The 25279-nt window shown below is 65.9% G+C and carries 20 protein-coding genes, 1 pseudogene and 1 riboswitch; of the genes and pseudogenes, 10 read left to right on the forward strand and 11 right to left on the reverse strand.

Translation table 11 applies throughout. The annotated features are described in order from the left end of the window. Positions 1–66: 66 nt before the first annotated feature. From AC1PQG_RS10915 to AC1PQG_RS10935, 5 genes are read left to right on the forward strand one after another with little or no spacing between them, the layout of a single operon-like run. Positions 67–510 carry an acyl-CoA thioesterase gene (locus AC1PQG_RS10915; protein WP_481122591.1) on the forward strand — a complete coding sequence of 148 codons (444 nt, stop codon included), beginning with the start codon at positions 67–69 and terminating at the stop codon, positions 508–510. 23 nt (positions 511–533) lie between these two features. Continuing rightward, positions 534–1688 (forward strand): bifunctional 2-methylcitrate synthase/citrate synthase, encoded by a 1155-nt coding sequence (gene prpC, locus AC1PQG_RS10920; protein WP_481122592.1) that lies wholly within the window; start codon positions 534–536, stop codon positions 1686–1688. A gap of 13 nt (positions 1689–1701) precedes the next feature. After that, entirely contained in the window at positions 1702–4338 is a 2637-nt protein-coding gene (gene acnD, locus AC1PQG_RS10925) for a Fe/S-dependent 2-methylisocitrate dehydratase AcnD (RefSeq protein ID WP_481122593.1), read from the forward strand. Further along, positions 4335–5522, forward strand: a complete 1188-nt coding sequence (gene prpF / locus AC1PQG_RS10930) for a 2-methylaconitate cis-trans isomerase PrpF (RefSeq protein WP_481122594.1) — start codon at positions 4335–4337, stop codon at positions 5520–5522. Before acnD ends, prpF begins: the two co-directional genes overlap by 4 nt. A gap of 14 nt (positions 5523–5536) precedes the next feature. After that, positions 5537–6397 (forward strand): isocitrate lyase/PEP mutase family protein, encoded by an 861-nt coding sequence (locus AC1PQG_RS10935; RefSeq protein ID WP_481122595.1) that lies wholly within the window; start codon positions 5537–5539, stop codon positions 6395–6397. 341 nt (positions 6398–6738) lie between these two features. Here AC1PQG_RS10935 and AC1PQG_RS10940 read toward each other — a convergent pair whose 3' ends face one another. The 4 genes from AC1PQG_RS10940 to AC1PQG_RS10955 all read right to left on the reverse strand — a co-directional run bounded on the left by AC1PQG_RS10940 (position 6739) and on the right by AC1PQG_RS10955 (position 11955). Then, entirely contained in the window at positions 6739–6936 is a 198-nt protein-coding gene (locus tag AC1PQG_RS10940; RefSeq protein ID WP_481122596.1) for a LysR family transcriptional regulator, read from the reverse strand. A gap of 107 nt (positions 6937–7043) precedes the next feature. Next, positions 7044–9143, reverse strand: coding sequence for a TonB-dependent receptor (locus AC1PQG_RS10945; protein ID WP_481122597.1), 2100 nt, complete (start codon positions 9141–9143; stop codon positions 7044–7046). A 17-nt stretch (positions 9144–9160) separates the two neighbouring features. After that, positions 9161–9577 (reverse strand): ExbD/TolR family protein, encoded by a 417-nt coding sequence (locus AC1PQG_RS10950; protein ID WP_481122598.1) that lies wholly within the window; start codon positions 9575–9577, stop codon positions 9161–9163. 385 nt (positions 9578–9962) lie between these two features. Further along, positions 9963–10230, reverse strand: a riboswitch (cobalamin riboswitch). Positions 10231–10338: 108 nt separating this feature from the next. Next, complete coding sequence (locus tag AC1PQG_RS10955) at positions 10339–11955, reverse strand: methyl-accepting chemotaxis protein (protein ID WP_481122599.1); 1617 nt, start codon at positions 11953–11955, stop codon at positions 10339–10341. A gap of 384 nt (positions 11956–12339) precedes the next feature. Here AC1PQG_RS10955 and AC1PQG_RS10960 point away from each other — a divergent pair. The 4 genes and pseudogenes from AC1PQG_RS10960 to AC1PQG_RS10975 all read left to right on the forward strand — a co-directional run. Beyond that, a pseudogene (locus AC1PQG_RS10960) lies at positions 12340–12819 on the forward strand (thiamine pyrophosphate-dependent dehydrogenase E1 component subunit alpha); the annotation flags it as partial. Between the two features lie 22 nt (positions 12820–12841). Continuing rightward, positions 12842–13252: a thiamine pyrophosphate-dependent enzyme gene (locus tag AC1PQG_RS10965; RefSeq protein WP_481122600.1), complete on the forward strand. Its 411-nt coding sequence runs from the start codon at positions 12842–12844 to the stop codon at positions 13250–13252. Between the two features lie 9 nt (positions 13253–13261). Then, positions 13262–14230 (forward strand): alpha-ketoacid dehydrogenase subunit beta, encoded by a 969-nt coding sequence (locus AC1PQG_RS10970; protein WP_481122601.1) that lies wholly within the window; start codon positions 13262–13264, stop codon positions 14228–14230. A 31-nt stretch (positions 14231–14261) separates the two neighbouring features. Continuing rightward, positions 14262–14831, forward strand: a complete 570-nt coding sequence (locus AC1PQG_RS10975) for a c-type cytochrome (protein WP_481122602.1) — start codon at positions 14262–14264, stop codon at positions 14829–14831. Between the two features lie 59 nt (positions 14832–14890). On the opposite strand, the gene AC1PQG_RS10980 is transcribed toward AC1PQG_RS10975, so the two are convergent. The 7 genes from AC1PQG_RS10980 to zwf form a co-directional block, all read right to left on the reverse strand. Next, on the reverse strand, positions 14891–15844 hold the full coding sequence (locus AC1PQG_RS10980; RefSeq protein WP_481122603.1) for a carbohydrate kinase family protein: 954 nt from the start codon (positions 15842–15844) through the stop codon (positions 14891–14893). Positions 15845–15915: 71 nt separating this feature from the next. Beyond that, positions 15916–16848, reverse strand: a complete 933-nt coding sequence (locus AC1PQG_RS10985; protein ID WP_481122604.1) for an ABC transporter substrate-binding protein — start codon at positions 16846–16848, stop codon at positions 15916–15918. A gap of 145 nt (positions 16849–16993) precedes the next feature. Beyond that, positions 16994–17998, reverse strand: a complete 1005-nt coding sequence (locus AC1PQG_RS10990) for an ABC transporter permease subunit (protein WP_481122605.1) — start codon at positions 17996–17998, stop codon at positions 16994–16996. Between the two features lie 55 nt (positions 17999–18053). Next, entirely contained in the window at positions 18054–19592 is a 1539-nt protein-coding gene (locus AC1PQG_RS10995; RefSeq protein ID WP_481122606.1) for a sugar ABC transporter ATP-binding protein, read from the reverse strand. Next, positions 19582–20829, reverse strand: coding sequence for an ROK family transcriptional regulator (locus AC1PQG_RS11000; protein WP_481122607.1), 1248 nt, complete (start codon positions 20827–20829; stop codon positions 19582–19584). The genes AC1PQG_RS10995 and AC1PQG_RS11000 overlap by 11 nt, the downstream gene beginning before the upstream one ends. A 121-nt stretch (positions 20830–20950) precedes the next feature. After that, positions 20951–21937, reverse strand: coding sequence for a glucokinase (locus tag AC1PQG_RS11005; protein ID WP_481122608.1), 987 nt, complete (start codon positions 21935–21937; stop codon positions 20951–20953). A gap of 18 nt (positions 21938–21955) precedes the next feature. Further along, positions 21956–23416, reverse strand: coding sequence for a glucose-6-phosphate dehydrogenase (gene zwf / locus AC1PQG_RS11010; RefSeq protein WP_481122609.1), 1461 nt, complete (start codon positions 23414–23416; stop codon positions 21956–21958). A gap of 407 nt (positions 23417–23823) precedes the next feature. Between zwf and AC1PQG_RS11015 the strand changes: the two genes are divergently transcribed. Continuing rightward, a complete protein-coding gene (locus tag AC1PQG_RS11015) occupies positions 23824–25140 on the forward strand; it encodes a carbohydrate porin (RefSeq protein ID WP_481122610.1) in 1317 nt (438 codons plus the stop codon). The last annotated feature ends 139 nt before the right edge of the window (positions 25141–25279 follow it).

Below are 25279 nucleotides of genomic sequence, written 5' to 3' on the forward strand. Positions count from 1 at the left end.
TTCAGTGATTCACAGGTTTTCTGAGATGCGTATATTGCGAATACCTTATGTCGAACGCAAGCCAGAATGAACCCCCTGAACGAAAAATCCAGTGAAATTCCTGAAGGCAGGTGTCGGGTCACCACCTTCGTGGAAATGGTCTTTCCTGACCAAGCCAACCACTACGGCACCCTCTACGGTGGCAATGCGTTGGGGATTCTTGGCAAGGTGGCCTTCGTCACTGCAACGCGCTTTGCCCGGCGGTCAGTGGTGATGGCTGCATCCGAACGGGTCGAGTTTCATACCCCGGTTCGCCTGGGGCAGATGCTCGAACTGACTGGGCGGGTTGTGCGTGTGGGGAGAAGCTCCATGAGCGTAGAGGTGGAGGGCGTGGCCGAAACCCTGCCGGGTGGCGAGCGGGTTCCAGCTTTGCGCGGGCGCTTCGAAATGGTGGCGGTGGACGACATGGGGCGTCCTCAAGCCATTCAGGTGGAGAGGGAGGCGCCAGACGCGCTTTCTGGAATTCAGTGATCACAAATGCAATGGAGACTCGGATGAACACCACGCAAGAATCCACTTTCAAGCCCAAGAAGTCGGTTGCCCTTTCGGGTGTGACGGCCGGCAATACGGCCCTGTGTACCGTCGGCAAAAGCGGCAATGATCTGCACTACCGCGGTTACGACATCCTCGATATCGCCGAACGCTGCGAATTCGAAGAGGTCGCCCACCTGCTGGTACACGGCAAACTGCCGACCACCGCCGAGCTGAAGGCTTACAAGGCCCGGCTGAAGTCCATGCGCGGCCTGCCGACCAACGTCAAGGAAGCGCTGGAATGCTTGCCGGCTTCGGCGCATCCGATGGACGTCATGCGGACCGGCGTGTCGGCGCTCGGCTGTGCGCTGCCGGAGAAGGACGATCACAACATACCCGGCGCCCGCGATATCGCCGACCGCCTGATGGCTTCCCTCGGCTCGATGCTGCTCTACTGGTACCACTGGTCCACCAACGGCAAGCGCATCGATGTGGACACCGACGACGACTCCATCGGCGCCCACTTCCTGCATCTGCTGCACGGTCGCAAGCCGTCGGCCCTGTGGGAGCGTGCGATGCACACTTCGCTGATCCTCTACGCCGAGCATGAATTCAACGCCTCGACCTTCACCGGCCGGGTCATCGCCGGGACGGGCTCGGACATGTACTCGGCCATCACCGGCGCCATCGGCGCGCTGCGCGGGCCCAAGCACGGCGGCGCCAATGAAGTGGCCTTCGAGATCCAGAAGCGCTACGACAACCCGGACGAGGCCGAGGCGGACATCCGCCGCCGCGTCGAGGCCAAGGAGGTCGTCATCGGCTTCGGCCACCCGGTCTATACCGTGTCCGACCCGCGCAACCAGGTGATCAAGGGCGTGGCCCATCAGCTTTCCGTCGATGCCGGCTCCACCAAGATGTTCGACATCGCTGCCCGCCTGGAGGCCGTGATGTGGGACGTGAAGCAGATGTTCCCCAACCTGGACTGGTTCAGCGCTGTCAGCTACCACATGATGGGCGTGCCGACCGCGATGTTCACGCCGCTCTTCGTGATCGCCCGTACTTCCGGTTGGGCCGCGCACATCATCGAGCAGCGCATCGACAACAAGATCATCCGCCCGAGCGCCAACTACATCGGGCCGGACGACCGCACGTTCCTGCCCATCGACCAGCGCCAGTAAAGGGCTGATGAACATGAACAGCCAATTCCGCAAGCGGCTGCCCGGCACGCAGGTCGATTACTTCGACACCCGGGCCGCGGTCGATGCCATCCGGCCGGGCGCCTATGCCGGCCTGCCCTATGTGTCCCGCGTGCTGGCCGAGCAACTGGTGCGCCGCTGCGATCCGGCGCTGCTGAGCGATGCGCTGACGCAGATCGTCGAGCGCAGGCGCGACCTGGACTTCCCGTGGTATCCGGCCCGCGTGGTCTGCCACGACATCCTCGGCCAGACCGCGCTGGTGGATCTGGCCGGTCTGCGCGACGCGATTGCCGATCAGGGCGGCGACCCGGCCAAGGTGAACCCGGTGGTGCCGACGCAGCTGATCGTCGACCATTCGCTGGCCGTCGAATTCGGCGGCTTCGACCCCGACGCCTTCGCCAAGAATCGCGCTATTGAAGATCGGCGCAATGAGGACCGCTTCCACTTCATCGAATGGACCAAACGCGCCTTCGAGAATGTGGATGTGATCCCGGCCGGCAACGGCATCATGCATCAGATCAACCTGGAGAAGATGTCACCGGTTATCCAGGTCAGAAATGACGAAAACGGCCGCGGGGTCGCCTTCCCCGACACCTGCGTGGGCACCGACAGCCACACGCCGCACGTGGATGCGCTGGGCGTCATCGCCATCGGCGTCGGCGGCCTGGAGGCCGAGACCGTGATGCTCGGCCGCGCGTCGATGATGCGCCTGCCCGACATCGTCGGCGTCCGGCTCACCGGCAAGCGTCAGCCCGGCATCACCGCCACCGACATCGTGCTGGCGCTGACCGAGTTCCTGCGTAAGGAGCGAGTCGTCGGCGCCTGGGTGGAGTTCTTCGGCGAAGGCGCGGACAGCCTGTCCATCGGCGACCGGGCGACCATCTCCAACATGTGCCCGGAATACGGTGCGACGGCGGCGATGTTCCATATTGACCCGCAGACCATCGATTACCTGAAGCTCACCGGCCGCACGCCGGAACAGGTGGCGCTGGTGGAGCACTACGCCCGGACGACTGGGCTGTGGGCCGAGGCGCTGGCGACCGCCGAGTACGAGCGGGTCCTCGAGTTCGATCTGTCCGCCGTCGTGCGCAACATGGCCGGCCCGTCCAACCCGCACAAGCGCCTGCCGACATCGGCGCTGCACGAGCGCGGCATCGCCGACGCGGACAAGCTGGCAGCCGCGAAGGCCGAGGAGGCGCAAGGCCTGCTGCCCGACGGCGCGGTGATCATCGCCGCCATCACCAGCTGCACCAACACCTCCAATCCGCGCAACGTGGTCGCCGCCGGCCTGTTGGCCCGGAAGGCCAACGCGCTGGGACTGGTCCGCAAGCCGTGGGTCAAGACCTCCTTCGCGCCTGGCTCCAAAGTTGCGAAGCTGTACCTGGAAGAGGCCGGCCTGCTGCCGGAACTGGAAAAGCTCGGCTTCGGCATCGTCGCCTACGCCTGCACCACCTGCAATGGCATGTCCGGCGCCCTCGATCCGCAGATCCAGCAGGAGATCATCGACCGCGATCTGTATGCCACCGCCGTGCTGTCCGGCAACCGCAACTTCGATGGGCGCATCCATCCCTACGCCAGGCAGGCCTTCCTGGCTTCGCCGCCACTCGTTGTCGCCTACGCGCTGGCAGGTACCGTGCGCTTCGATATCGAGCAGGATGTGCTGGCCGTCGTCGATGGCAGGGAGATCCGTCTGAAGGACCTGTGGCCGTCCGACGAGGAGATCGACGCCATCGTCTCGGCCAGCGTCAAGCCGGAGCAGTTCCGCCAGATCTACGAACCGATGTTCGCCATCCAGCGCGACGACGGGGAGGCAATCAGCTCGCTCTACAAGTGGCGCCCGAAGTCCACCTACATCCGCCGTCCGCCGTACTGGGAGGGGGTGCTGGCCGATGAGCGCACGCTGAAGGGCATGCGTCCGCTGGCCTTGCTGCCGGACAACATCACGACCGACCACCTGTCGCCGTCGAATGCCATCCTGCCGGACTCGGCGGCGGGGGAATACCTCGCGAAGATGGGCTTGCCGGAGGAGGACTTCAACTCCTACGCGACTCATCGGGGGGATCACGTGACGGCCCAGCGCGCCACCTTCGCCAATCCGACGCTGCGCAACGAGATGGTGCGCAATGCCGACGGCAGCGTGCGGCCGGGTTCGCTGGCGCGCGTCGAGCCGGAAGGGCAGGTGATGCGCATGTGGGAAGCCATCGAGACCTATATGCTGCGCCTGCAGCCACTGATCATCATCGCCGGCGCCGACTACGGTCAGGGCTCGTCCCGCGACTGGGCCGCCAAGGGCGTGCGCCTGGCCGGTGTGGAAGCCATCGTCGCCGAAGGCTTCGAACGCATCCACCGTACCAACCTGGTCGGCATGGGCGTGCTGCCGCTGGAGTTCCAGCCGGGCACTACGCGCCTCACGCTGGGCCTCGACGGGACCGAGACTTACGACGTGGTCGGCGACCGTGCGCCCCGTTGCACGCTGACGCTGGCGATCCATCGCCGGAACGGCGAAACCCTCGAAGTGCCGGTCACCTGCCGCCTGGATACCGCCGAGGATGTGTCGATCTACGAAGCGGGCGGCGTATTGCAACGTTTTGCCCAGGACTTCCTGGCCTCGGAAAAGGAGAACTGCCGATGAACTCGGCCCCGCAAGTCCGTATCCCTGCCACCTACATGCGTGGCGGTACCAGCAAGGGCGTGTTCTTCCGTCTGGAAGACCTGCCGGCCTCGTGCCAGGTGCCGGGCGCGGCGCGCAACATGCTGTTCCAGCGCGTCATCGGTAGCCCGGATCCTTACGCCGCCCATATCGACGGCATGGGGGGCGCCACCTCCAGCACCAGCAAGTGCGTGATCCTCTCCCGGAGCACGCAGCCGGGCCACGACGTGGACTATCTCTACGGTCAGGTCGCCATCGACAAGGACTTCGTGGACTGGAGCGGCAACTGCGGCAACCTGACGACCGCCGCCGGCGCCTTCGCGATCCACGCGGGCTACGTGGATGCTTCGCGCCTGCCGCAGAGCGGTATCTGCACCGTGCGCATCTGGCAGGCCAACATCCAGAAGACCATCATTGCTCACGTGCCGGTCAGCAACGGCCAGGTGCAGGAGACCGGCGATTTCGAGCTTGACGGGGTCACCTTCCCGGCCGCCGAGATCGTGCTGGAATTCCTCGATCCGTCGGACGACGGCGAGGCGGGCAGCTCGATGTTCCCCACCGGCAATCTGGTGGACGATCTGGACGTACCGGGCATCGGCATCCTCAAGGCGACGATGATTTCGGCTGGCATCCCGACCATCTTCGTCAATGCCGCAGACATCGGCTACACCGGCTCCGAACTGCGCGAAGCGATCAATTCCGACCCTGCGGCATTGGCCCGCTTCGAAGCCATCCGCATCGCTGGTGCCTTGCGGATGGGCCTCATCGCGCGCCCCGAAGAAGCCGCCACGCGCCAGCACACCCCGAAGATCGCCTTCGTCGCGCCGCCCAAGGACTACATTTCTTCCAGCGGCAAGGCGATTGGCGCCTCCGAAGTGGACCTGCTGGTGCGCGCGCTGTCGATGGGCAAGCTGCACCACGCGATGATGGGCACCGCGGCGGTGGCCATCGGTACCGCGGCGGCGGTGCCCGGCACGCTGGTCAATCTGGCTGCGGGCGGAGGAGAGCGCAGTGCCGTCCGCTTCGGGCACCCGTCCGGCACGCTGCGCGTCGGCGCCGAAGCCCGGCGGGTCGATGGCCAATGGACGGTCACCAAGGCCCTCATGAGCCGCAGCGCCCGCATTTTGATGGAAGGCTGGGTCCGCGTGCCCGGCGATGCATTCTGAGCAAGGAATCCGACATGTCTACCCGCAAGAAACTGAAGGAACTGGTGGCCGCCAAGCGCGGCGTCATCGTTCCTGGCGCCTTCAATGCGCTGTCCGCCAGGGTCATCGCCGACCTCGGCTTCGAGGCCATCTACGTCACCGGCGCCGGTGTCACCAACATGTGGTTCGGCATGCCTGACCAGGGCTTCATGGGGCTCTCCGAGATCGCCGAGCACACCGCGCGCATCCGTGACGCCGTCGAGGTGCCACTGCTGGTCGATGCCGACACCGGCTTCGGCAACGCCCTCAACGTTTATCACACGGTACGCACGCTCGAACGTGCCGGCGCCGACTGCATCCAGCTCGAAGACCAGGTGGCACCCAAGCGCTGCGGCCATTTTGCTGGCAAGGACGTCATCTCCACCGAAGAGGCTGTGAGCAAGATCAAGGCCGCGGTGGATGCACGTCGTGATCCGGACTTCCTGATCATGGCCCGCACTGACGCCGCTGCCGTGCAGGGCTTCGAGGCGGCCGTCGAGCGGGCGCAGAAGTTCGCCGAGGCCGGCGCCGACATCCTGTTCGTCGAGGCCGTGACCACCGCCGAGGAAATCCGCGCCTTGCCGCAGCGCCTGGCCACGCCGCAGTTGATGAACATGGTCATCGGCGGCAAGACGCCAATCTTCAATGCCGACGAGCTGGGCCAGTTGGGCTTCGGCATCGTGCTCTACGCCAACGCGGCGTTGCAGGGCGCGGTGATGGGTATGCAGAAGGCGCTGACCGCGCTGCGCGACGAGAAGGAGGTGAAGGAGTCCAGCGGGCTGGTGACGCCCTTCGCCGAGCGCCAGCGCCTGGTCGGCAAGCCGGAGTGGGATGCGCTCGAAAAGCGCTACGCCTGACGGTTTGGCACAGGAGGCTGTGCCGCAATGATTTGAGTCTTTTTTCGCCACCGGGCCATCTCTTCTCTCCCTAGCCGGTCTCTCCAGGACTGGGGCCCGGTCGGCTTTTTTATTGGCGATTCCGTCCGGTCCCAGGCGCACCGGGACGACGTTGACCTTGGCGGCATATTCCTGCACCGGCCAGCGGGGCTGCGCGGCCACGCCGCGCTGGCTGGCGACCATCTGCAACATGATGTCGATGGTCTTATGGCGCTTGGGGGCCACGCCCGCGGGTTGCAGGAACTGGGTGTAGATATCCAGCCGCTCTGGAGCGACTGGATAGGTGATGAGGATTTCCTGCGCTATCTCTTCTGGCCGGCCTGCGTGAGGCGCTGGCTGCGGCCTTCCCGCAGCCAGATGTCGGTGCCGAGCTGCTGTTCGAGTTTCTTCATGCTGTGGCTGAGGACCGACTGGGTAACGCACAGCACTTCGGCGGCTGCAGTCAGCGAGCCGCGCCTCTCGACTTCCGCCACGATGGGCAGGTGAATTCGCTCCAGCATTGAGCGTGAACAAAACTAATCTCAACTAGCCCTTCGTGCGCGATCAGGCTTCCATTTCAGAACGGAAGGGCCCAGCGACTTGCCTTGGGCCCTTCTGGTGTCACCAATCAGAAGCTGATGCGCACGCCAAGTCGAACCGTACGCGGCTCCAGCGGGTGCACCAGGCGCCCGTCGATGGCCGACCCCGTACCGCAGTCGCCGGTGCCGGCGAGCGCTTCACTGCGCGTGCATGCGCCCCCCCAGTATTCGATGTCGTTGGCCTTCTTGTTAAAGAGGTTCAGCACATCGAACGTCGCCTGCCATTGCTTGTTGAAGCGATAGCCGAGCTTGAGGTTGGTCATCCAGAAGGCCTCGGATTTCTCGGATCCGGTTTCTTCCAGATCGTAGGAGCCCAGGTAGCGCATGCGGACCCCGCCGAACCAGGGGCCGCCGTCGTCGTAGGTGATGCCGAGCGAGGCGGCCAGGGGGATTGCGTTCGGGACACGCCGTCCGCCATTGATTTCATTCCGGAACCGGGCTTTGGAAAGCGCCAGGTCGGCATCGACGATGACGCCGGCGAACGGGGTGAAGTAGTTGGACCATTCGATACCGCTGCGCTTCGATGCGCCCTTGGGCTCGGTGACCCCTTCGTCGCCGATGAAGACGAGCTCGGAGGCCAGGTCCATCTGCCACACCGACAGGCTGCTGTTCCAGCCGGGCAGCGGAACCATGCGCACCCCGAGTTCGCTGCCTTTGGCCTTGACGATCAGGGGGATCGCGTCGACAGCGCTGCCGTCTTGCGGATTCACCCTCGCGCTGGCTCCGCGCGCATCGTTGCTGTGGAACCCGTGGCCCCAGTTGGCGTAGAACTCGGTAGGGCCCACCAGATTGAAGGGGCCGAAGACGGCGCCCAGTTTCGGGCTGGCCTGACTGGCGGAGGCGTTGCCGCCGTTCGTCATGTTGTTGGCGCCGCCCAGTGCTGTCGATTCGGCCCGGATGGCGTCATAGCGCGCACCGACGTTGGTGCGGAACCAGGGCAGCCATTGCGTCCTGGCGTCAATGAAGAGTCCTGACGCGGTTTCTGTGATCCTGTCCTCGCGAACGGTATTGATCCGCTGGCGGTTGACCGTGTTGTAGAGACCGACTTTGCTGATGCGATCCTGACGCAGTTGTACACCGGCGGTGAGCTCGGTATCCCGCAGTTCGGGGCCGAGGAGCCAGGTGCGGTGGACATCGCCACCCCATACCACGCGCGCGTCCGCCTGCTCGTGCTGGTCGCCGGCGAGGCCGCCGATGTAGCCGGAGGGTGCGGAAAACAGATTCAGCCCGTAATCGATCACATAGGCGTTGGCACGGGTGACACTGTTCTCGCCGGTCAGCGCCCACTCGCCGGACAGGCTGTAGCGATGTGTGTGCCCGCCGTCGTTCGGAACCAGAGTGCCGTAGCGGCCGATTTCTCCGCTGCTGATGGCCCTCGCGGGTACATGCTCGGAGGCGGTCCAGTCGGCCTTGTAGAGCATGGCCGTCAGGGCAAAGCCGTTGGCGGCGGTTCCTGACGACAGCCGGAAGACGGCGTTCTGCTTCTCCAGGTTTTCCGGTTGAACCCAGGGGCCATCGTTGCCGGCCAACTCGATGCCAGCCAGCAGGTTGAAACCGTTGATTTCAGTGCTGCCGGCAGTCAGCAAGCGGCGGTAGTTGTGTTCGCCGACGGTCAAATCGATGAAGGGAGCGGCCAGTTTCCGTTGATAGTCGATGCGGGCGCTGCCGCTGGTCGCGAAATCACCGTCCTCCGCACCGTACACGCCCTTCTTGTACTTCACGGTGCCGACCAGCTCGGGGATCAGGAAATTCAGATCCATGTAGCCCTGGCCGTGGGCATGGCTGACCATGTTGATGGGCATGCCCATGACGTGGGTGGAAAAGTCACTGCCGTGGTCGAGGTTGAAGCCGCGCAGGAAATACTGGTTGGCCTTCCCGTCGCCGGAGTGCTGGGTGACGATCATCCCGGGCACGACTTCCATCACTTCGGCAGGGCGAAGCAGCGGCCGGTTGGCCAGCTGCTTCGCCGTGACGGTTCCTTCGCTCGCGGAATCGGCGACTCCGATCAAATCCCTGCTACTGCTGCTAACGGTGACTTCCTGCAGCGTAGGAATACCGGCTGAGAAAGCAGGGACCGAGCACGTGGAGAGGACGGCCAGCATAATGGGCCGCATGCGCAAGTTCATCATGAGTCTTGTTCTTCGGATTATTGATTGGGTTGAGTGACGAAGCCGATCTTGGTCAGGCCGGCGCGCCGGGCTGCGCTCATGGTTTCGGCAACCACTTCGTAGCGGGTGGCCCGGTCTGCCGAGAGGTGCATCTCCACATTGGCGTGCTGGGCAACGGCTTCGTGGAAACTCTGTTCGAGCTGGCCACGGTCAACGACCTTGGCGCCGACAAAGACCTGGTTCTCGGCCGTGATCGAGACCTGCAAGGTCATGGGTTTCTGCGGTGTGGGGGTGCTGGCCGCCCGTGGCAGATCGACCTTGACCGCGTGCGTCATCAGCGGCGTGGTGATGATGAAGATTATCAGCAGGACCAACATGACATCGACCAGCGGTGTCATGTTGATTTCCGCCGTTGGCATCTGGCTGCCCTGCGTGTTGAAGCTTCCCATCGCCATGATTGCGCAGCCTTTGCGGTGTTGGGCTTGACGCGGGAGAGTGTCGAGTTGGCCTGGGTCCCGGGCGATGCAATGCGCTTGCCGAGCGTGAAGAACGCATGCGCGCCGAGCACGATGCCCAACAGGCTGCCGCGTCGGGAGACGGGAAAGCCGGTACGGGCGTGGCTCATGTCGCAGCCCGGTATCGGCAATGCGGGTTGGCGGCGCTACAGGAGAGGGGGCGAAGCGGGGGAGGGCGGAACTTGCGTTGCGCGTCTGGCATGGTGTCGAACGTCCTGATGGACCGTCCGCACAGCGAAGACGACAGGCAGTGCCAGAGGCAGTGTGCTTTTGCCGCCCTCTGCACCCCGCAGACGGTCTGTTGCAAGCGCCCCTGGTCTGATCCAGGGACATCGAGCAACAGGCCGGTCTCCGGGCTCGCAAGTGACATCGGACCGATGTCGAGTGCATCGCCTTCCCAAACTCTTCGCGCACGCCGCGTTCGACGTCACGTAGGAGATCAGTGGCTGGCCGTCGGCGAGGACGACCGGGATACACCTGAACTTGCTTACCGTTGCGGGGGCAGCCAAGGCTTTGCAGAAAAACTACGCACCTTGTTCCCGTTTAACCCGGAATGCCATGGCATTTCGGGCACCTGCTGCATGGGGTCGCTGAATTTCGAAGTGAATTCAACGAACGCCGCGCATTCTATGCCTTGTTGAAAAACTCTGTCGATATGAGATTCGTATGGTTTGGGCCAAGGCGTCCGGGCTGCCGGGATTTCAGACCTTGTACAACTGCAGTGTGGCGATCTGACGCTGGGCCTGTTCGTCGAGGCCGCGGGCGGTGACGGACGATTGCTCCGCTGCGGCGGCGGCCTCTTCGGCCATCTGTGCGATGCGCTCGATCTGCACGGCGATGTTGTTGCTGGCCGCACCTTGCTCGCGGATTGCATCCGAAATCTCGGATACGACGTGGGCGGTGCCGTTGGCCGCCGTACCGATTTCCTTGATCGCCTTGTCCGCGTCGTCGGCGCGGGAAACGCTCTGCACGACGAGCGTTTCCGCGGCTTCCATTTCTCGTGCGGCCTGTTCAGAGTATCGGCGCATGGCCTCGATGGTGGAGGAAATCTCCTGAGTCGAACTGGACGTACGTTCGGCCAGTTTGCGCACTTCGTCAGCCACCACCGCGAAGCCGCGCCCCTGTTCGCCTGCCCGGGCTGCTTCGATTGCTGCATTCAAGGCCAGCAGGTTGGTCTGGTCGGCGACGTCCTTGATGACCTGCACGACCGAGCCAACCCGTTCTCCTTGTGAGCCCAGTTCGCGAAGGGACGTGGCTGCGGCACTGACCGAGGCGGAAATGCTGCGGATATCACCGATGGTTCGATCGATGGTCGTTGAGCCGGTCTTGGCCATGGTGCCGGATTGATCGGCCAGGGAGTGGGCCTCGTTGGCGCGGTCGCCTACGTGATTAACGCTGACCGTCATTTCCTCGACGGTTGCGGCGATGGCGGAGGAGGCTTCGCTCTGGGTGCCCGCCGCATTTGCGACCTGATCGGATGCGACGGCCATTTCACGGCTTGCATCGGCGACCGACCTTGCACCTTCCGCGAGGCTGCGGAAATTGTCCTGAAGTTTGGACAACATCTGATTGAAGGCCGTTGCGGTTTCCCCGATCTCATCCTTGCGCAGGACAGGCGCACGGATCGTGAAATCCTGGCTGTCGTTGACGTGCACGATGGTGTCGCGCATGCCGTTGAGACTCGTGCGGAGCGAGCCGATCAACAGATAGGCCAGGACGCCGACGATCAGGCAGGCAACAATCAGGGCTCCGGAGGTCAACCAGCGCGCGGTCGCTGCATCTGCGGCGTTTTCTTTGTTCAGCTTGTTGGCGAGTTCGTAGTTGTGTTCGACGTCTTTCTGGAGCGCATCTCCGGCGGCGCGGGCCTTCTGACGCAAGGTGCCACGCAGAAAATCCCGTACCGCGCCCGCATCGTTGGCGTCGAGCTTGCGGTAATACTCCTCCCGGGTCGTCCGGTAATCGGCGATGGCTTGAATGGCCTTGTCCAGCAATTGCTTGTCGGTTTCGTCGGATATCAGCTCGCGGCCGTACTTCTGCAACTGGGCGTCGAGCTGCTGGTCGGCGGCCTGGACTTCTTTGGCAATTTCGTTGCGATGCGCGGCATCGACTGCGAGAGCCAGCTGGTAGGTGCCAAAGCGGCTGGCTGTGAGGCTGTTGCGTGCTTCGAGGAGTACTTGCAGGCTAGGAAAGGTATTGATTTGCACGTAGTTGAAGCGAGCGTTGGCCTGTTGTAATTGCCAAATGCCCAGGATGCCAACGAGAACCAGCGCGAACAGGGCTGTGCCCAAGGTCAGGATGAGGCGTTGCGTCAGCTTCATGATCACTCCAGATGGACGACCGGGATGGGCGTTCAATATAAAGATATTATTCACAAAGAAAAATCGTTTATGTGAAATTTGTCGTATTTAATAAATTTTACATAAACGATTTTTTCGCCCCCGGAGCTGCTTGCTTGGTACGGAGCCGCCTCTCGGGCATCGGGAAGAGCATTGAGCGGTACGCGGTCACTGCCCGCAACAGACTCAGACTCGCCTTGAACGGGTTTCCTTAAATATTCACTCAGCGTTTCTTAAAAGATCCGTAAGCGGCTTTTACCCGATTTGCAGGGGGTTTCGGGCGACCTAGACTGACTCCATCGATCAACGACGGGAGACGTCATGGCAACCCAAACCCCCGATGCGCGCCGGCTGCTCGAGCAGATGATGCTGGTGCGCGCCTATGAAGAAGCAATCATCGCCGGCAGCCAGGCCGGCAAGGTGCCGGGCACCTGCACCTCGGTCGGCCAGGAGGCCGCCGCAGTGGGCGTCGTCAATGCGCTGGCGCCGGACGATCTGATCCTCACCAACCACCGCAGCGCGGGCCATCTGCTGGCCCGTGGCGCCGACCCCGGCCGCATGCTGGCCGAGGTGATGGGGCGCAGCGGCGGCTATTGCGGTGGCCACAGCGGCTCGCTGCACATCTCGGTGAAGGAGCTGGGCGTGGTGCTCACCTCCACCATCGTCGGCGCGGAGCTGTCCCTGGCGCCGGGCGTGGCCCTGTCCCAGAAGATGCTCGGCCGGCCCGGCATCGTGACCTGTTTCTTCGGCGATGGTGCCGCATGCGAAGGTAGCTTCCACGAATCCATCAACCTGGCGGCCTTGTGGAACCTGCCGGTGCTCTACGTCTGCGAGAACAACCACTGGCAGGCCTTCGTGCACCGCCGCGATGCAATGTGCAAGGACCACGTGTCGGAGTGGGGCGCGTCCTACGGCATTCCGTCCCGCACAGTCAGACGGCAACGACGTGGCGGCGGTGCTGGCTGCGGCCCAGGAGGCGGCGGCCCAGGTGCGCGAGAGCGGCCGGCCCTACCTGCTGGAAACCTATACCTACCGCACCCGCGGCCACTTCGAGCCGGACGACCAGGCCTACGTGGACCCGGCCGAGCGGAAAGCGTGGGTGGCCCGCGACCCGATCAAGCTGTGCCGTGAACGGCTGATCGCCGACGGCCAGCTCAGCGCCGCCCAGGCCGACGGGCTCATCGACAAGGTGGCGACCCGCATCGCCGCCGCCCAGGCTTTCGCCGATGCGTCGCCTTTCCCTTCCACCGACGCGCTGACCCGCTTCGTCTACGCCTGAGGAATTTCCATGACCACCCTGACTTTGCTTGACGCCGTCGGCGCAGCCCTCACCGAGGAAATGCGCCGCGACCAGACCGTCATTGCCTTCGGCGAAGGCATCGCCACCAAGCGCCACGATCTGGTGCAGGAGTTCGGTGCCCTGCGGGTGCGCAACACGCCGCTGGCCGAGGGCATCATCGCCGGCACGGCCGTGGGTGCCGCCGGCACTGGCCTGCGCCCGGTCATCGACCTGCTGTTCGCGCCCTTCATGTGCTACGCGATGGACGAGATCGTGAACAGCGCCGGCAAGCTGCGCTTCATGTCCGGCGGGCAGTTCTCTTTTCCCCTTGTCACGCTGGCGCAGACCGGCGCCGGCTGGGGCGTGGGCGCCCAGCACAACCACAACGTGGAGGCGTGGTTCGTGCACAGCCCCGGCCTCAAGGTGGTGATGCCGAGCAATCCGGCCGACGCCAAGGGCCTCTTGAAAGCGGCCATCCGCGACGACAACCCGGTGATGTTCTTCATGGATATCGGCCTGCTCTACGTGCCTGGCGAGGTGCCGGCGGGTGACGTACTCGTTCCGCTTGGCAAGGCCGCGGTGGCCCGCGCGGGCGCGGACGTGAGCCTGGTGTCCTACGGCAAGACGGTGCATCACTGCCTGCAGGCCGCCGAGACGCTGGCGGGGCAGGGCATCTCGGCGGAGGTCGTCGACCTGCGCAGCCTCAAGCCGCTGGACGAGGACGCGATCCTGGCGTCGGTCCGCAAGACCGGCCGGCTCGTCGTGGTGCATGAAGCCAACAAGCGGTGCGGCGTCGGAGCGGAGATTGCCGCGCTGGTTGCCGAGCAAGCCTTTACCGCGTTGAAGGCGCCCATCGTGCGCCTCGGCGGCCCCGACGCCCCGGTGGCGTCCAGCTATCCGCTCGAACAGGCCTTTGTGCCCCAGGCGGATGCCATTGCCGCGGCTGCGGTCCGCCTGTGTGGCCGACAGCGCGTCTGATCACTTTCAACCCAGGACAGGAGTTTCCATCATGTGCCCCGATACCAAGAACAAAGCCACCCTTGCCATTCTCGCCATTGCCTGCGGCATGCTGGCGTCCCCGAGCTTCGCGGGAGACAGCAGCCAGGTCAAACGCGGTGCCGCCCTCGTCAGCATTGGCGGCTGCATGGACTGCCACACGCCCTTCAAGATGGGCCCCAAGGGCCCAGAGAAGGATCTTTCCCGCGGCTTGTCGGGCCATCCTGAGGAGGTGCTCCTGCCGCCGCCGCCGCAACTGGCCGCCGCCTGGAACTGGGCTGGTGCAGCGACCATGACGGCCTTTGTCGGCCCATGGGGCACCAGCTATTCGGCCAATCTGACGCCGGACAAGGAGACCGGCATCGGCGTCTGGACCGAAAAGCAGTTCATCCAGAACATGCGCAGCGGCAAGCACGTTAGCGGGGCGCGGCCGATCATGCCGCCGATGCCGTGGCCGGCGCTGGCCAAGCTTTCCGACCAGGACCTGCGCGCGGTGTTCGCGTACCTGAAGGCCCAGCCGGCCATCCGCAACAAGGTGCCGGACTACCAGCCGCCGACGGGGACGCTGACCAAGGCCGACTGAGCCGTACAGTCTCGCTTCGACGTGAAAGGCCGCCTGGATCCGGGCGGCCTTTCACGCTTTCAGGCGGCGACGCAGGCCGGGCCGACTTCCGCTTTGCGGGGCAGGTCGGCCCCCCGGCGCGAGCAGGTCAGCGCCGCGGCCCGCGCCGCGTAGCCGAGCATCGCCGCGAGCTCGTCGGTGCGGAGCGTTTCCAGCGCATCCGGCGACAGGCGTCCGCCGTCGGCCAGCCAGGTCAGCATCGCGGCCTGGAAGGTGTCGCCGGCGCCGACGGTGTCCTGCAGGTCCACCGGCACGCCGGGCACCTGGGCGTCGGCGCGGGCGGTCCACGCCACGGCGCCGTCGGCACCGCGGGTCACCACCACCAGCCGGGCACCGCGGGCCAGCATGCGGCGGGCGAAATCCTCGGGCGGCAGATCGTCGTAGAGCAGGCGCACGTCCTCGTCGCTGATCTTGATCAGGTGAGCGAGGGTGGACAGGGTGTCCACACGGGCGTGCCAGCGGGCCAGGGACGGCTCCACGTTGAGGCGCACGTTGGGGTCGTAGGCGATCAGGCGCTGGCCGCATTCGCGCTGGACCAGGGTTTCCAGCGCGCCGGCGGTGGGCTCGACGACCGTCGCATAGGAGCCCAGGTGGATCGCGCGGATCGCCGGATCAAGGCTGGGCAAGGCGGCGATGTCGAGGCGCCGATCGGCCGCGCCATCGCCGTAGAAGGCGTAGGCCGGCACGCCCTGGTCGTCGAGGCCGACCAGACCGAGGGTGGTGGGCGCCGCCAGACGCTGCACGGTGGCGGTGTCGACGCCTTCCGAGCGCAGCTTGGCGACGAGGCGCTCGCCGAGCATGTCGCGGGAGATGCCGGCCAGGAAGGACACCGGCTGGCCGAGGCGGGCCAGACCGATGGCCACGTTGAAGGGCGAGCCGCCGGGGTGGGCTTCCAGCTTGAGCACATCGGAGCCGGCGGCAGCATTGCCGTTGATGAAGACGTCGAAGAGGGCTTCGCCGCAGACGAGGAACATGGTGGCACTCCGGACTGGGCGGCGCGGCTCCAAAAGGGCACCGCGCCGGCGTTGGACGGGACGGACGGGGCTCAGCGCGGGGACGACCAGCCCTTGTAGGCGGCGATGTTGGCGCGGGTCACCAGCGTGGACGGCATCAGCACCATCGGGCTGGCCGGACGCTTGCCGTTGACGATGTCCTGGGCGATGTCCACCGCCTTCTGGGCCATGGCCCACGGGTCCTGGCTGGCGGAGGCTTCCACCTGGGTGTTGCCCTTGAGGGCGCCTTCAATGTCGGGCGCGCCGTCCACCGAGGTGATCACCAGGTTGTTGCGCTTGAACTGGCGGGCCGCCAGGTCGGTGCCGATGGCCTGCGGATCGTTGATGGTGAACACCGCGTCGATCTTCGGGAAGCGGGTCAGGTGGCCCTGCATCACGTTCATGCCGCCCTCGCGGGAACCCTTGCCGTCCTGGTCGTCGGACAGCAGCTTGATGCCGGCCGTCTTGGTCAGCACGCCCTTGCAGCCGTTCACCCGGTCCACCACCGCGGACACCTGCGGGCCGTTCTGGATGATCACGTTGCCCTTGCCGCCGAGCTTCTGGACGATGTACTCGCAGGCGATGCGGCCGGCCTGTACGTTGTCGGTCTGCACCGTCGCGTCGGCGCCGACTGCGGCCACATCCACCGCCACCACCACGATGCCGGCCTTCTGGGCCTTCTTCACCGCCGGCTCGATGGCCTTCGGATCGGCGGCGTTGAGCAGGATCATGTCCACACCGGCGGCGATGAAGTTGTCGATCTGCGTGAATTGCTTGTTGAGGTCGTAGTCGGCCGACAGGGTGGTGACCTTGGCGTTGGGGTTGAGCTGCTTGGCGCGGGCTTCGGCGCCCTTCGCGATGGTCACGAAGAAGGGGTTGCCGAGGGAGCCGAGGGTGATCCCCACCGACTTGATCTCCTTGGCGGCGGCGCTGCCGGCGGCGAGGGCGAGGATCAGCGCGGTAGCGAGGGTCTTGGACTTGAACATGATGCGTGTCTCCGTGCCGGCTTTGTCGAAAATCCCCGCGCGGTGCCGGCATCCCGGCGGGGCGAAACGTGATGTGTATTGGAGGGATCGTTTGGGTGAAGGCCGTCGCGAGATCGGGACGCGCAGTAGGCCTGCAGCCCGATGATCAAGTGCGGGCGCCGGACTGGCGGTAGCGATCGAGGGCGACGGCGCCGATGATCACCAGGCCCTTCACGATGTACTGCCAGATGTCGGACACGCCGAGCAGCACCAGGCCGTTGGAGAGGACCGCGATGATCAGCGCGCCGATCAGCGTGCCGACGATGGAGCCGACGCCGCCGACGAAGCTGGTGCCGCCGAGGATCACCGCGGCGATGGCGTCGAGCTCGTAGGACTGGCCGAGCTGCAGGCCGTTGGCGGCGAACAGGCGGGCCGAGGTCATCACCGCGCCGAGGCCGGAGAGCAGGCCGGACATCGCATACACGAAGAGCAGCACCTTCCACACCTTGATGCCGGACAGGCGCGCCGCTTCCGGATTGCCGCCGACCGAGTAGATCTGCACGCCCAGCACGGTGCGGCGCAGGATGAACCAGGACAGCACCACCACCGCGGCGGCGATGATGACCAGCCAGGGCACACCGAGCACCGCGCCGTTGCCGATGAAGGCGAAGGGCAGGTCGGGGTTGAAGATGGTCTTGTCGTCGCCGAGCAGACGGGCCACGCCGCGCATGGCAGTCAGCGCGCCGAGGGTGACGATGAAGGGCGGCAGCCGCACGAAGGCGATCAGGCTGCCATTCACCAGACCGCAGGCGAGGCCGGCCAGCAGGCCCGCCGCCACGCCGAGCATACCGGCGCCGGGGATGTTGGAGGCCAGCATGGTGACCACCGCGGCGGCGGCGAGGATGGAGCCGACCGACAGGTCGATGCCGCCAGTGAGGATCACGAAGGTCATGCCGGCGGCGAGGACCACATTGATGGACGCCTGCTGGGCCACGATGGAGGCGTTCTGCAGGCTGAAGAAGCCGTCGGCCAGGGTGCCGAAGCCGATGCACAGCAGGATCAGCACAGGCAGCATGCCGACGCTGCGCATCAGCTGGCGCAGGCGTTCCGTGGCGGACGGGGCCGGGGTTTGCGGGAGGTTGGCGACAACGCCGCTGACTTGGGTGCTCATGGATGTCTCCTCGGTCGAGGTGGATCTGTTGTGGTGTTGTGGTGTTTTTTTGGGCTCAGGCGGCGGCCAGCAGGGTCTGGCGGGCGCCGGTGGCGTATTCGATGATGGTGGCCTGCTCGATGGGTTCGCCGGAGTGGCCGCCCAGTTCGGCGACCAGCTCGCCTTCGCGCATCACCAGCACCCGGTCGGCGGTGCCGACGATCTCGGGCAGTTCGCTGGAGATGACGACGATGGCCACGCCGCTCCGGGCAAGCTCGTTGATGATCCGGTAGATCTCCGACTTGGCGCCGATGTCCACGCCGCGGGTCGGCTCGTCGAGGATCAGCACGCGGGGCTTGATCTCCAGCAGGCGCGACAGCAGCACCTTCTGCTGGTTGCCGCCGGACAGGGCGCCCACATTGCGCCGCGCATCGCCGACGCGGATGCCCAGCGAAGCGATGGCCGCTGTGGCGCGGGCCTTGCCGCGGGCCCGGTCGAGCAGGCCGCCGGGGTGGGCGTCGAGGCTGCAGGCGCACACGTTGATGTTGTCGCGCACGCTCATGTCGAGGAACAGCCCCTGGGCCTTGCGGTCCTCGGTGAGGTACACCAGCCCGGCGCGGATCGCGTCGAGGGGCGTGCGGACGTCCACCGGCAGGCCGTCGATGTGGATCTCGCCGCTGCTACGCGGATCGGCGCCGAACACCATGCGGGCCAGCTCGGTGCGGCCGGCGCCCACCAGCCCGGCGATGCCGAGCACCTCGCCGGCGTGCACGTCGAAGCTGCAGTCGCGCACGCGCTTGCCGTCGCCGATGTGGCGGGCGGCCAGCACCACGCGGCCCGGGTCGTAGGCGGCGTGCTCCTTGGTGTAGAAGCCGGACAGGTCGCGGCCGACCATCATCTGCACCAGGCTCTCGGCGGAGAGGGCCGCGCGTTCCAGCGTGCCGACGTAGGTGCCGTCGCGCAGCACCGAGACCCGGTCGGACAGGTCGTAGATTTCCGACATGCGGTGGCTGATGTAGATGATCGCCAGGCCGTCGGCGCGAAGCTGGCGGATCAGCGCGAACAGGCGGTCGGTCTCCCGCGAGGACAGCGGCGTGGTCGGCTCGTCCATGACCAGGATGCGTGCCTCGGCGTGCAGCGCGCGGGCGATCTCCACCAGCTGGCGCTCGGCGATGGACAGGCTGGCCACTTCGGTGGCGGGCCCGAAGCTGGCGCCGAGGCGACGCAGGATGCCGGCGCAGGCGGCCTGCATCGCCTTGCGGTCCACCAGCCCGTGGCGGCGCAGCTCACGGCCCAGGTAGATGTTCTCGGCAACGCTGAGGTTGGGGCACAGGCTCAGTTCCTGGTAGATCACCGCGATGCCGAGAGCCTTGGCGGAGAGCGGGCCTTCGATGGTTACGGCCTTGCCGTCGACCCGGATCTCGGCGCCCGCGTCGGGCACGTAGGCGCCGGACAGAATCTTCATCAGCGTGGACTTGCCGGCGCCGTTCTCGCCCATCAGCGAGTGGATTTCGCCGGCGCGGATCGACAACTGCACGTCCTTGAGGGCCTTGACCCCGGGGAAGGTCTTCGAGATATGCCGCATCTCGAGGATGGGGCAGGGGTCATTGCTCATGGTGCATCTCCTCCGAACGGTGGGCGTCCCGGCGCAGGATTTCGGTGCGCGGGGAGAAGTTGAAGAACAGGGGCAGGCTGGCGGCGCCGATGGCGCCGGCGTCGGAGCCGAAGCTGCCGCGCACCAGCTCGGGCACGCCGCGGGCTTCCGGCGCGTTGGCGGCGAGGGCGCGGTGCAGGCGCTGGATCAGCGCGTCCACCAGGCCGGCGTCGATGTCGGCATCCACCACCACGGCAGGCAGGTCGAGCAGGCACAGGCTGGCGCGCAGCACCGGCGCCAGTGCATCGACACAGTCGTCCAGCCATTCCTCGACGGCCGGGTGCCGCTGGCGCACGCATTCGGCCAGATCGTCGAGGGATTCGGCGGCGGCGCCCCAGTGGCGCAGGTGGCGGGCCAGCGCATGCAGCGAGGCGCGGGACAGCAGCAGGTCCCAGGCGCCGGCCGGGCGCGGGCTGGAGGCCAGGCGGCCGGGGGGCACGGGCATCACCGCGATGTCGCCGGCGTTGCCCTGGGTGCCACGCAGACAGTCGCCGTCCAGCGCGATGCCGCAGCCGATGACCGGGCCGAGGAAGACGTACAGGAAGTCGTCGTGATCCTGGCCGCAGCCGTGGAACAGCTCGGCGATGGCGGCGGCGTTGCCGTCGTTCTCGCTGAAGACCGGCAGGCCGCTGGTTTCGCCGAGTTCGTAGGCGAAGTCGTAGTCGTCCCAGTCATGGAAGTGCGCTTCTGCCATGTCCAGCTCGCGCAGCCAGGCACCCAGGTTGTAGGGCTGGGCGACACCGATGCCGGTGAGGCGGCGCCGTTCGCTGTCACCGAGGGTGGCGAGCACGGCGTCCACGTCGGCGGCGACGATGGCCAGCGCTTCCTGCGGCGGCGGCAGCACCCGGTGATGGACGCGGCGGGCCAGGATGTGGCCGCCGAAGTCGAGCAGGGCGGTCTCGATGCTGTCCCGATCGAGGCGCACGCCGATGGCGAAGGCGCCCTTCGGGTTGAGGCGGATCAGCGAAGCCGGCTGGCCGCGCTGGCCTTCCGCCCGGCGCCCGGTGAATTCGATCAGGCCGGCTTCCTCGAGGGCCTGGATGATGGTGCCGACGGCCGTGCTGGTGAGGCCGGTGGCACGGGCCAGGTCGGCCTTGGAGGCCTGGCCGCCGCGGCGCAGGGCCTGCAGCAGCAGGCGTTCGTTATAGCGCCGCAGGCGGATCGAGTTGCGGCCGCGGCCGGCGCGGGGGTTGTGCATGGTGGTCTCCTCGTCCCGCTGTTTGTTAAATCAGGCTGGTTTAATTAATCGGCCGGAGGTGGCGTAGGGCCCCGTGGGCTTCAAGGCCGCGCAGCCCCCGTCGGGCTGCGCGGCGGCTGGATCAGGGCGCCGTGGCGACGAAGCCCGGTGCGTCGCGCTCCAGCGCACGGGCGGCGCCGGCGAGGCCGGGGTAGGGTGCGCGGATCACATAGGTGGGAATCCGCGCCAGGTAGTCGCTGAAGCGTCCCTTCTGCTCGAAGCGGGCGCGGAAGGGCGAATGGGCGAAGTAGCTGCCGAGCTTGGGCACGATGCCGCCGCCGATGTACACCCCGCCGCGGGCGCCGAGCACCAGGGCCAGGTTGGCGGCGACGGTGCCGAGCATCGCGCAGAAGATTTCCAGGCTCTCGGCGCAGTAGGCGCAGCTGCCGTCGAGGCCGCGGGTGCTGATCTCTGCTGCCGTGAGCGCCTCGGTTGCTGCGCCGTGGCGGCGCGTCACCGCCTCGTACAGCGCCTCCAGACCGGGGCCGGACAGCACGCGCTCGGCCGACACATGCGGGAAACGCTGCCCAAGCAGGGCCACGATCTCGGCCTCGCGGCTGTCGCTGGCGGCCAGCGTGACGTGGCCACCCTCGCCGTTGAGCGGGATGAAGTCGTCGCCACAGGGCACCAGGCCTGAGATGCCCAGGCCGGTGCCGGCACCGATCAAGGCGCGCGGGGCATGGAGGTCCGGTGTACCTTCGCCGATCTGCTCCAGCTCGTCCGCCGCCAGCGTCGGCAGGGCCAGGGCCAGTACCGTGAAGTCGTTGAGCACGCGCAGCTGCTGCAGGTCGAGCGCGGCGCGCAGGGCTTCGATGGAGAAGGACCAGTGATGGTTGGTCATGCTCACTTCGTCACCGGTCACCGGGTTGGCGATGCCGATGGCGGCGCGCCGCAGGCGGGCCACGCCGACCTGCGCCATGTAGTGGCGGATCGCCGCGGCGGGCGTGTCGTGATCGGCGCAGGGCAGGGTCAGCACGTCGCTGAACGGGGCGCCGGGCGTGCGCACCAGCGCGAAGCGGGCGTTGGTGCCGCCGATGTCGCCGATCAGGTCGGGAGCGGGAGTCGTCATGGTGTCGGGCTCCGGGGCTTACAGTTCTTCGTGCCAGTTGAAGCCGTCGCGGCCGAGCAGGGCGCTCGCCGCCGCCGGGCCCCAGGTGCCGGCGGTATAAGGCTTGGGCGCTTCGCCGCCGTCGCGCCAGGCGTCCATGATCGGCTCTACCCACGACCAGGCGGCTTCCTGCTCGTCGCGGCGCACGAACAGGGTCAGGTTGCCGCGCATCACGTCCATCAGCAGGCGCTCGTAGGCCTCCAGCCGGCGCGTGCGGAAGGTTTCGGCGAAATCCAGGTTGAGGTGCACCGGACGCAGCTGGATCACGTCGCCGGGCTGCTTGGCGAAGAGGTGCAACTGCACGGTCTCCTCGGGCTGCATCTGGATCACCATCCGGTTGGTGTGGGCGGTGTCGGCCGGTGCGCCGAAGATCGAGTGGGGCACCGCGCGGAAGTTGATGACGATCTCGGCGACCTTCTCCTGCATGCGCTTGCCGGTGCGCAGGTAGAAGGGCACGCCGGCCCAGCGCCAGGTGTCCACCTCGGCCTTGATGGCGACGAAGGTTTCGGTACGGCTGTCGGATGGAATGCCAGCTTCCTGCAGGTAGCCGGGCACCGGCTGGCCGCCGCTGGCGCCGGCGCGGTACTGGCCGCGCACGGTGCGGGTGGACACCGCCGGGCCGCTGATCGGGCGCAGCGCGCGCAGGATTTTCAGCTTCTCGTCGCGCACCGCGTCGGCGGCGATGGAGGCGGGCGGTTCCATGGCGACGATGCACAACAGCTGCAGCAGGTGGTTCTGCACCATGTCGCGCATCGCGCCGGCCTTGTCGTAAAAATCGCCGCGGGATTCCACGCCAAGCTGCTCGGCGACGGTGATCTGCACGTCGCGCACCCACTCGCGCCGCCACAGGGGCTCGAACAGCGCGTTGCCGAAACGCAGGGCCAGCAGATTCTGCACCGGCTCCTTACCCAGGTAGTGGTCGATGCGGTAGATCTGGTCTTCGCCGAAATAGCGGCCCACCTCGTCGTTGATCTGGCGGGACGAGGCGAGGTCGTGGCCGAGGGGCTTTTCGAGCACCACGCGGCTGCGCCCGTGGATCAGCCCGGCGCCGGCCAGGTTGCGGCAGGTGGCGGAAAACAAGCTCGGCGCGGTGGACAGGTAGTACACCCGCTCGCGGGACGCCGCTTCGCCGAGGCGCTCGGCAAGGGCGGCGTAGCTGGCCGGCTCGAGGGCGTCGATGGCCAGGTAGTCGATCCGCTCGCAGAAGCGGGTCCATTCCGTCGTGTCGAAATCCGTGCCCAGATACTGCTCACAGTTGCGCGTGGCGATCTCCAGGTAGGCCGGCGTGTCGAGCGTTTCCCGCGCCACCGCGATGAGCCGTGCGCCGGCGGGCAGCAGGCCGTCTTTCTGCAGGTGATAGAGCGCCGGCAGCAGCTTGCGCATCACCAGGTCGCCGGTGCCGCCAAACAGCACCAGGTCGAGTTCCTTGATATCCCGCATCTCCGTTCCTTCATGTGCGTGCGATGCATGAGAGCGTCGCGTTGTTTTATCTAGTATGTAGTAAAAGTACTAAAAGGCAAGATAATTTTATTTGTAGATAAATTTGTAGCTGTGAATCTGCAGATCTGGATACAAGCGAACGAGTGCTGTGGCCTATATGGAATGGGCCTTTGTCCCTTTGTTTGGCGGGATTTAAATAAGACTGGCCTGTGCTGTGAAAAGATTTTCCGGAATCACGCTTGTGTTTTATTTGTAGCTTAACTACACTCGAATCCAGTTAAACAAAACTACATTCGTTTCACGGGTGGTCGGAAAAGAGGGGTTCCGGCCGGTGGCCTGAAGTCGGGGCGGCCCGCGGTGGATGTAATTGATGGCCTTGAAAACCAAGTGAGAAAACTGGAGGAGACATGAAGCAGAAAATGATCAACCCGTCCCTGCTGGCAGCCAGCGTGCTGGCGGCCCTCAGCGGCAGCGCGCTGGCAGACGGTTCGGTACCGATTGATTTCAACGGCTACTTCCGCGCCGGCACGGGTGGAACGTCGAAGGGCGGGCAGCAGACCTGCTTCAAGCTGGCCGGCGCCGCATCCAAATACCGTCTCGGCAACGAATGCGAGACCTACGGCGAGCTGGCACTGGGTGCCCAGCTCTACAAGATGCCGGACAGCGACACCACCTTCCGCGTGCATACCCGCCTGGCGATCAATGCGCCGCAGGACCTGGACTCGGGCAGCACGACCACCAGCTGGGCGGAAGCCTGGGCCGAGGCCGACAAGATCGGCAGCGGCGCCTTCGCCAACGCCCGCCTGTGGGCCGGCAAGCGCTTCTACCAGCGTAACGATGTACACATCACCGACTTCTATTTCTGGAACAACAGCGGCAACGGCGGCGGCATCGAGAACGTCGATGTGGGCGTCGGCAAGCTGAGCTACGCCTACCGCCGCAACAGCGGCGCCGTGAAGACCGGTTCGAAGACCGAGTTCTACCTGGACCCGAACGACGGCCTCACCAAGACCCGTCTGGTGGATGTGAACAGCACCTCGGCGATCAGCGGCCACGATTTCCGGCTTGGCGGCATTCAGGTCAATCCGGGCGGCGAGCTGACCATCGGCGTCGACTTCCGCTTCGCCGACAACTCCGACGCCGCCAAGGCCGCCGGCATCAGTAACAGCAACGGCCAGCTGTACAACCTGATGCACACCCAGAACAACGTGCTCGGCGGCTTCAACCGGATCGCACTGCAGTACGGCCGTGGCGTGGTGGCCAACCTGTCGCCGGGCGCGCCGGCCTTCGGCGCGAGCAGCAGCGACAAGGCCTGGCGCGTCGTCGAGCAGCTGATGGTGCAGCCGGAAGGCACCAACTGGACCGGCATGGGCACCTTTGTCTACGAAGACCAGATCGGCAAGCAGAAGTGGATTTCCTACGGCGCCCGTCCCCAGTATCACTTCAACGACAAGTGGAGCCTGGCGGTGGATTTCGGCCACGACGAAGTGAAACCGGACGGCGGCGACCGCCGTACGCTGAACAAGATCACCATCGCACCGCAGATCTCGGCGGGGCGCCAGTTTTTCTCCCGCCCTGCGTTGCGGGCTTTTTACACCTACGCCAAGTGGAACGACGCCGCCCAGGCCGCTGCGCCGGCCGGGGATACGCTGTCGGCGACGGGTGTGTTCGGTTCTTCCACCAACGGCAGCACCTTCGGCATCCAGGCCGAAGCCTGGTGGTGATCGGGTCCGGCTCGCCGGGGATGGCGCGGAGGGTGTCTTCCCCTCTCCCTAGTGCGCCCTCCGTGTTATCCCCGGCAGATCCGGACACCGTTTTGTGATGTGATCGCGAAAATCCCGGCCGGTGTGGCGCAGCTTGTCG

Source organism: Zoogloea sp. GDB6 (genome assembly GCF_056724105.1).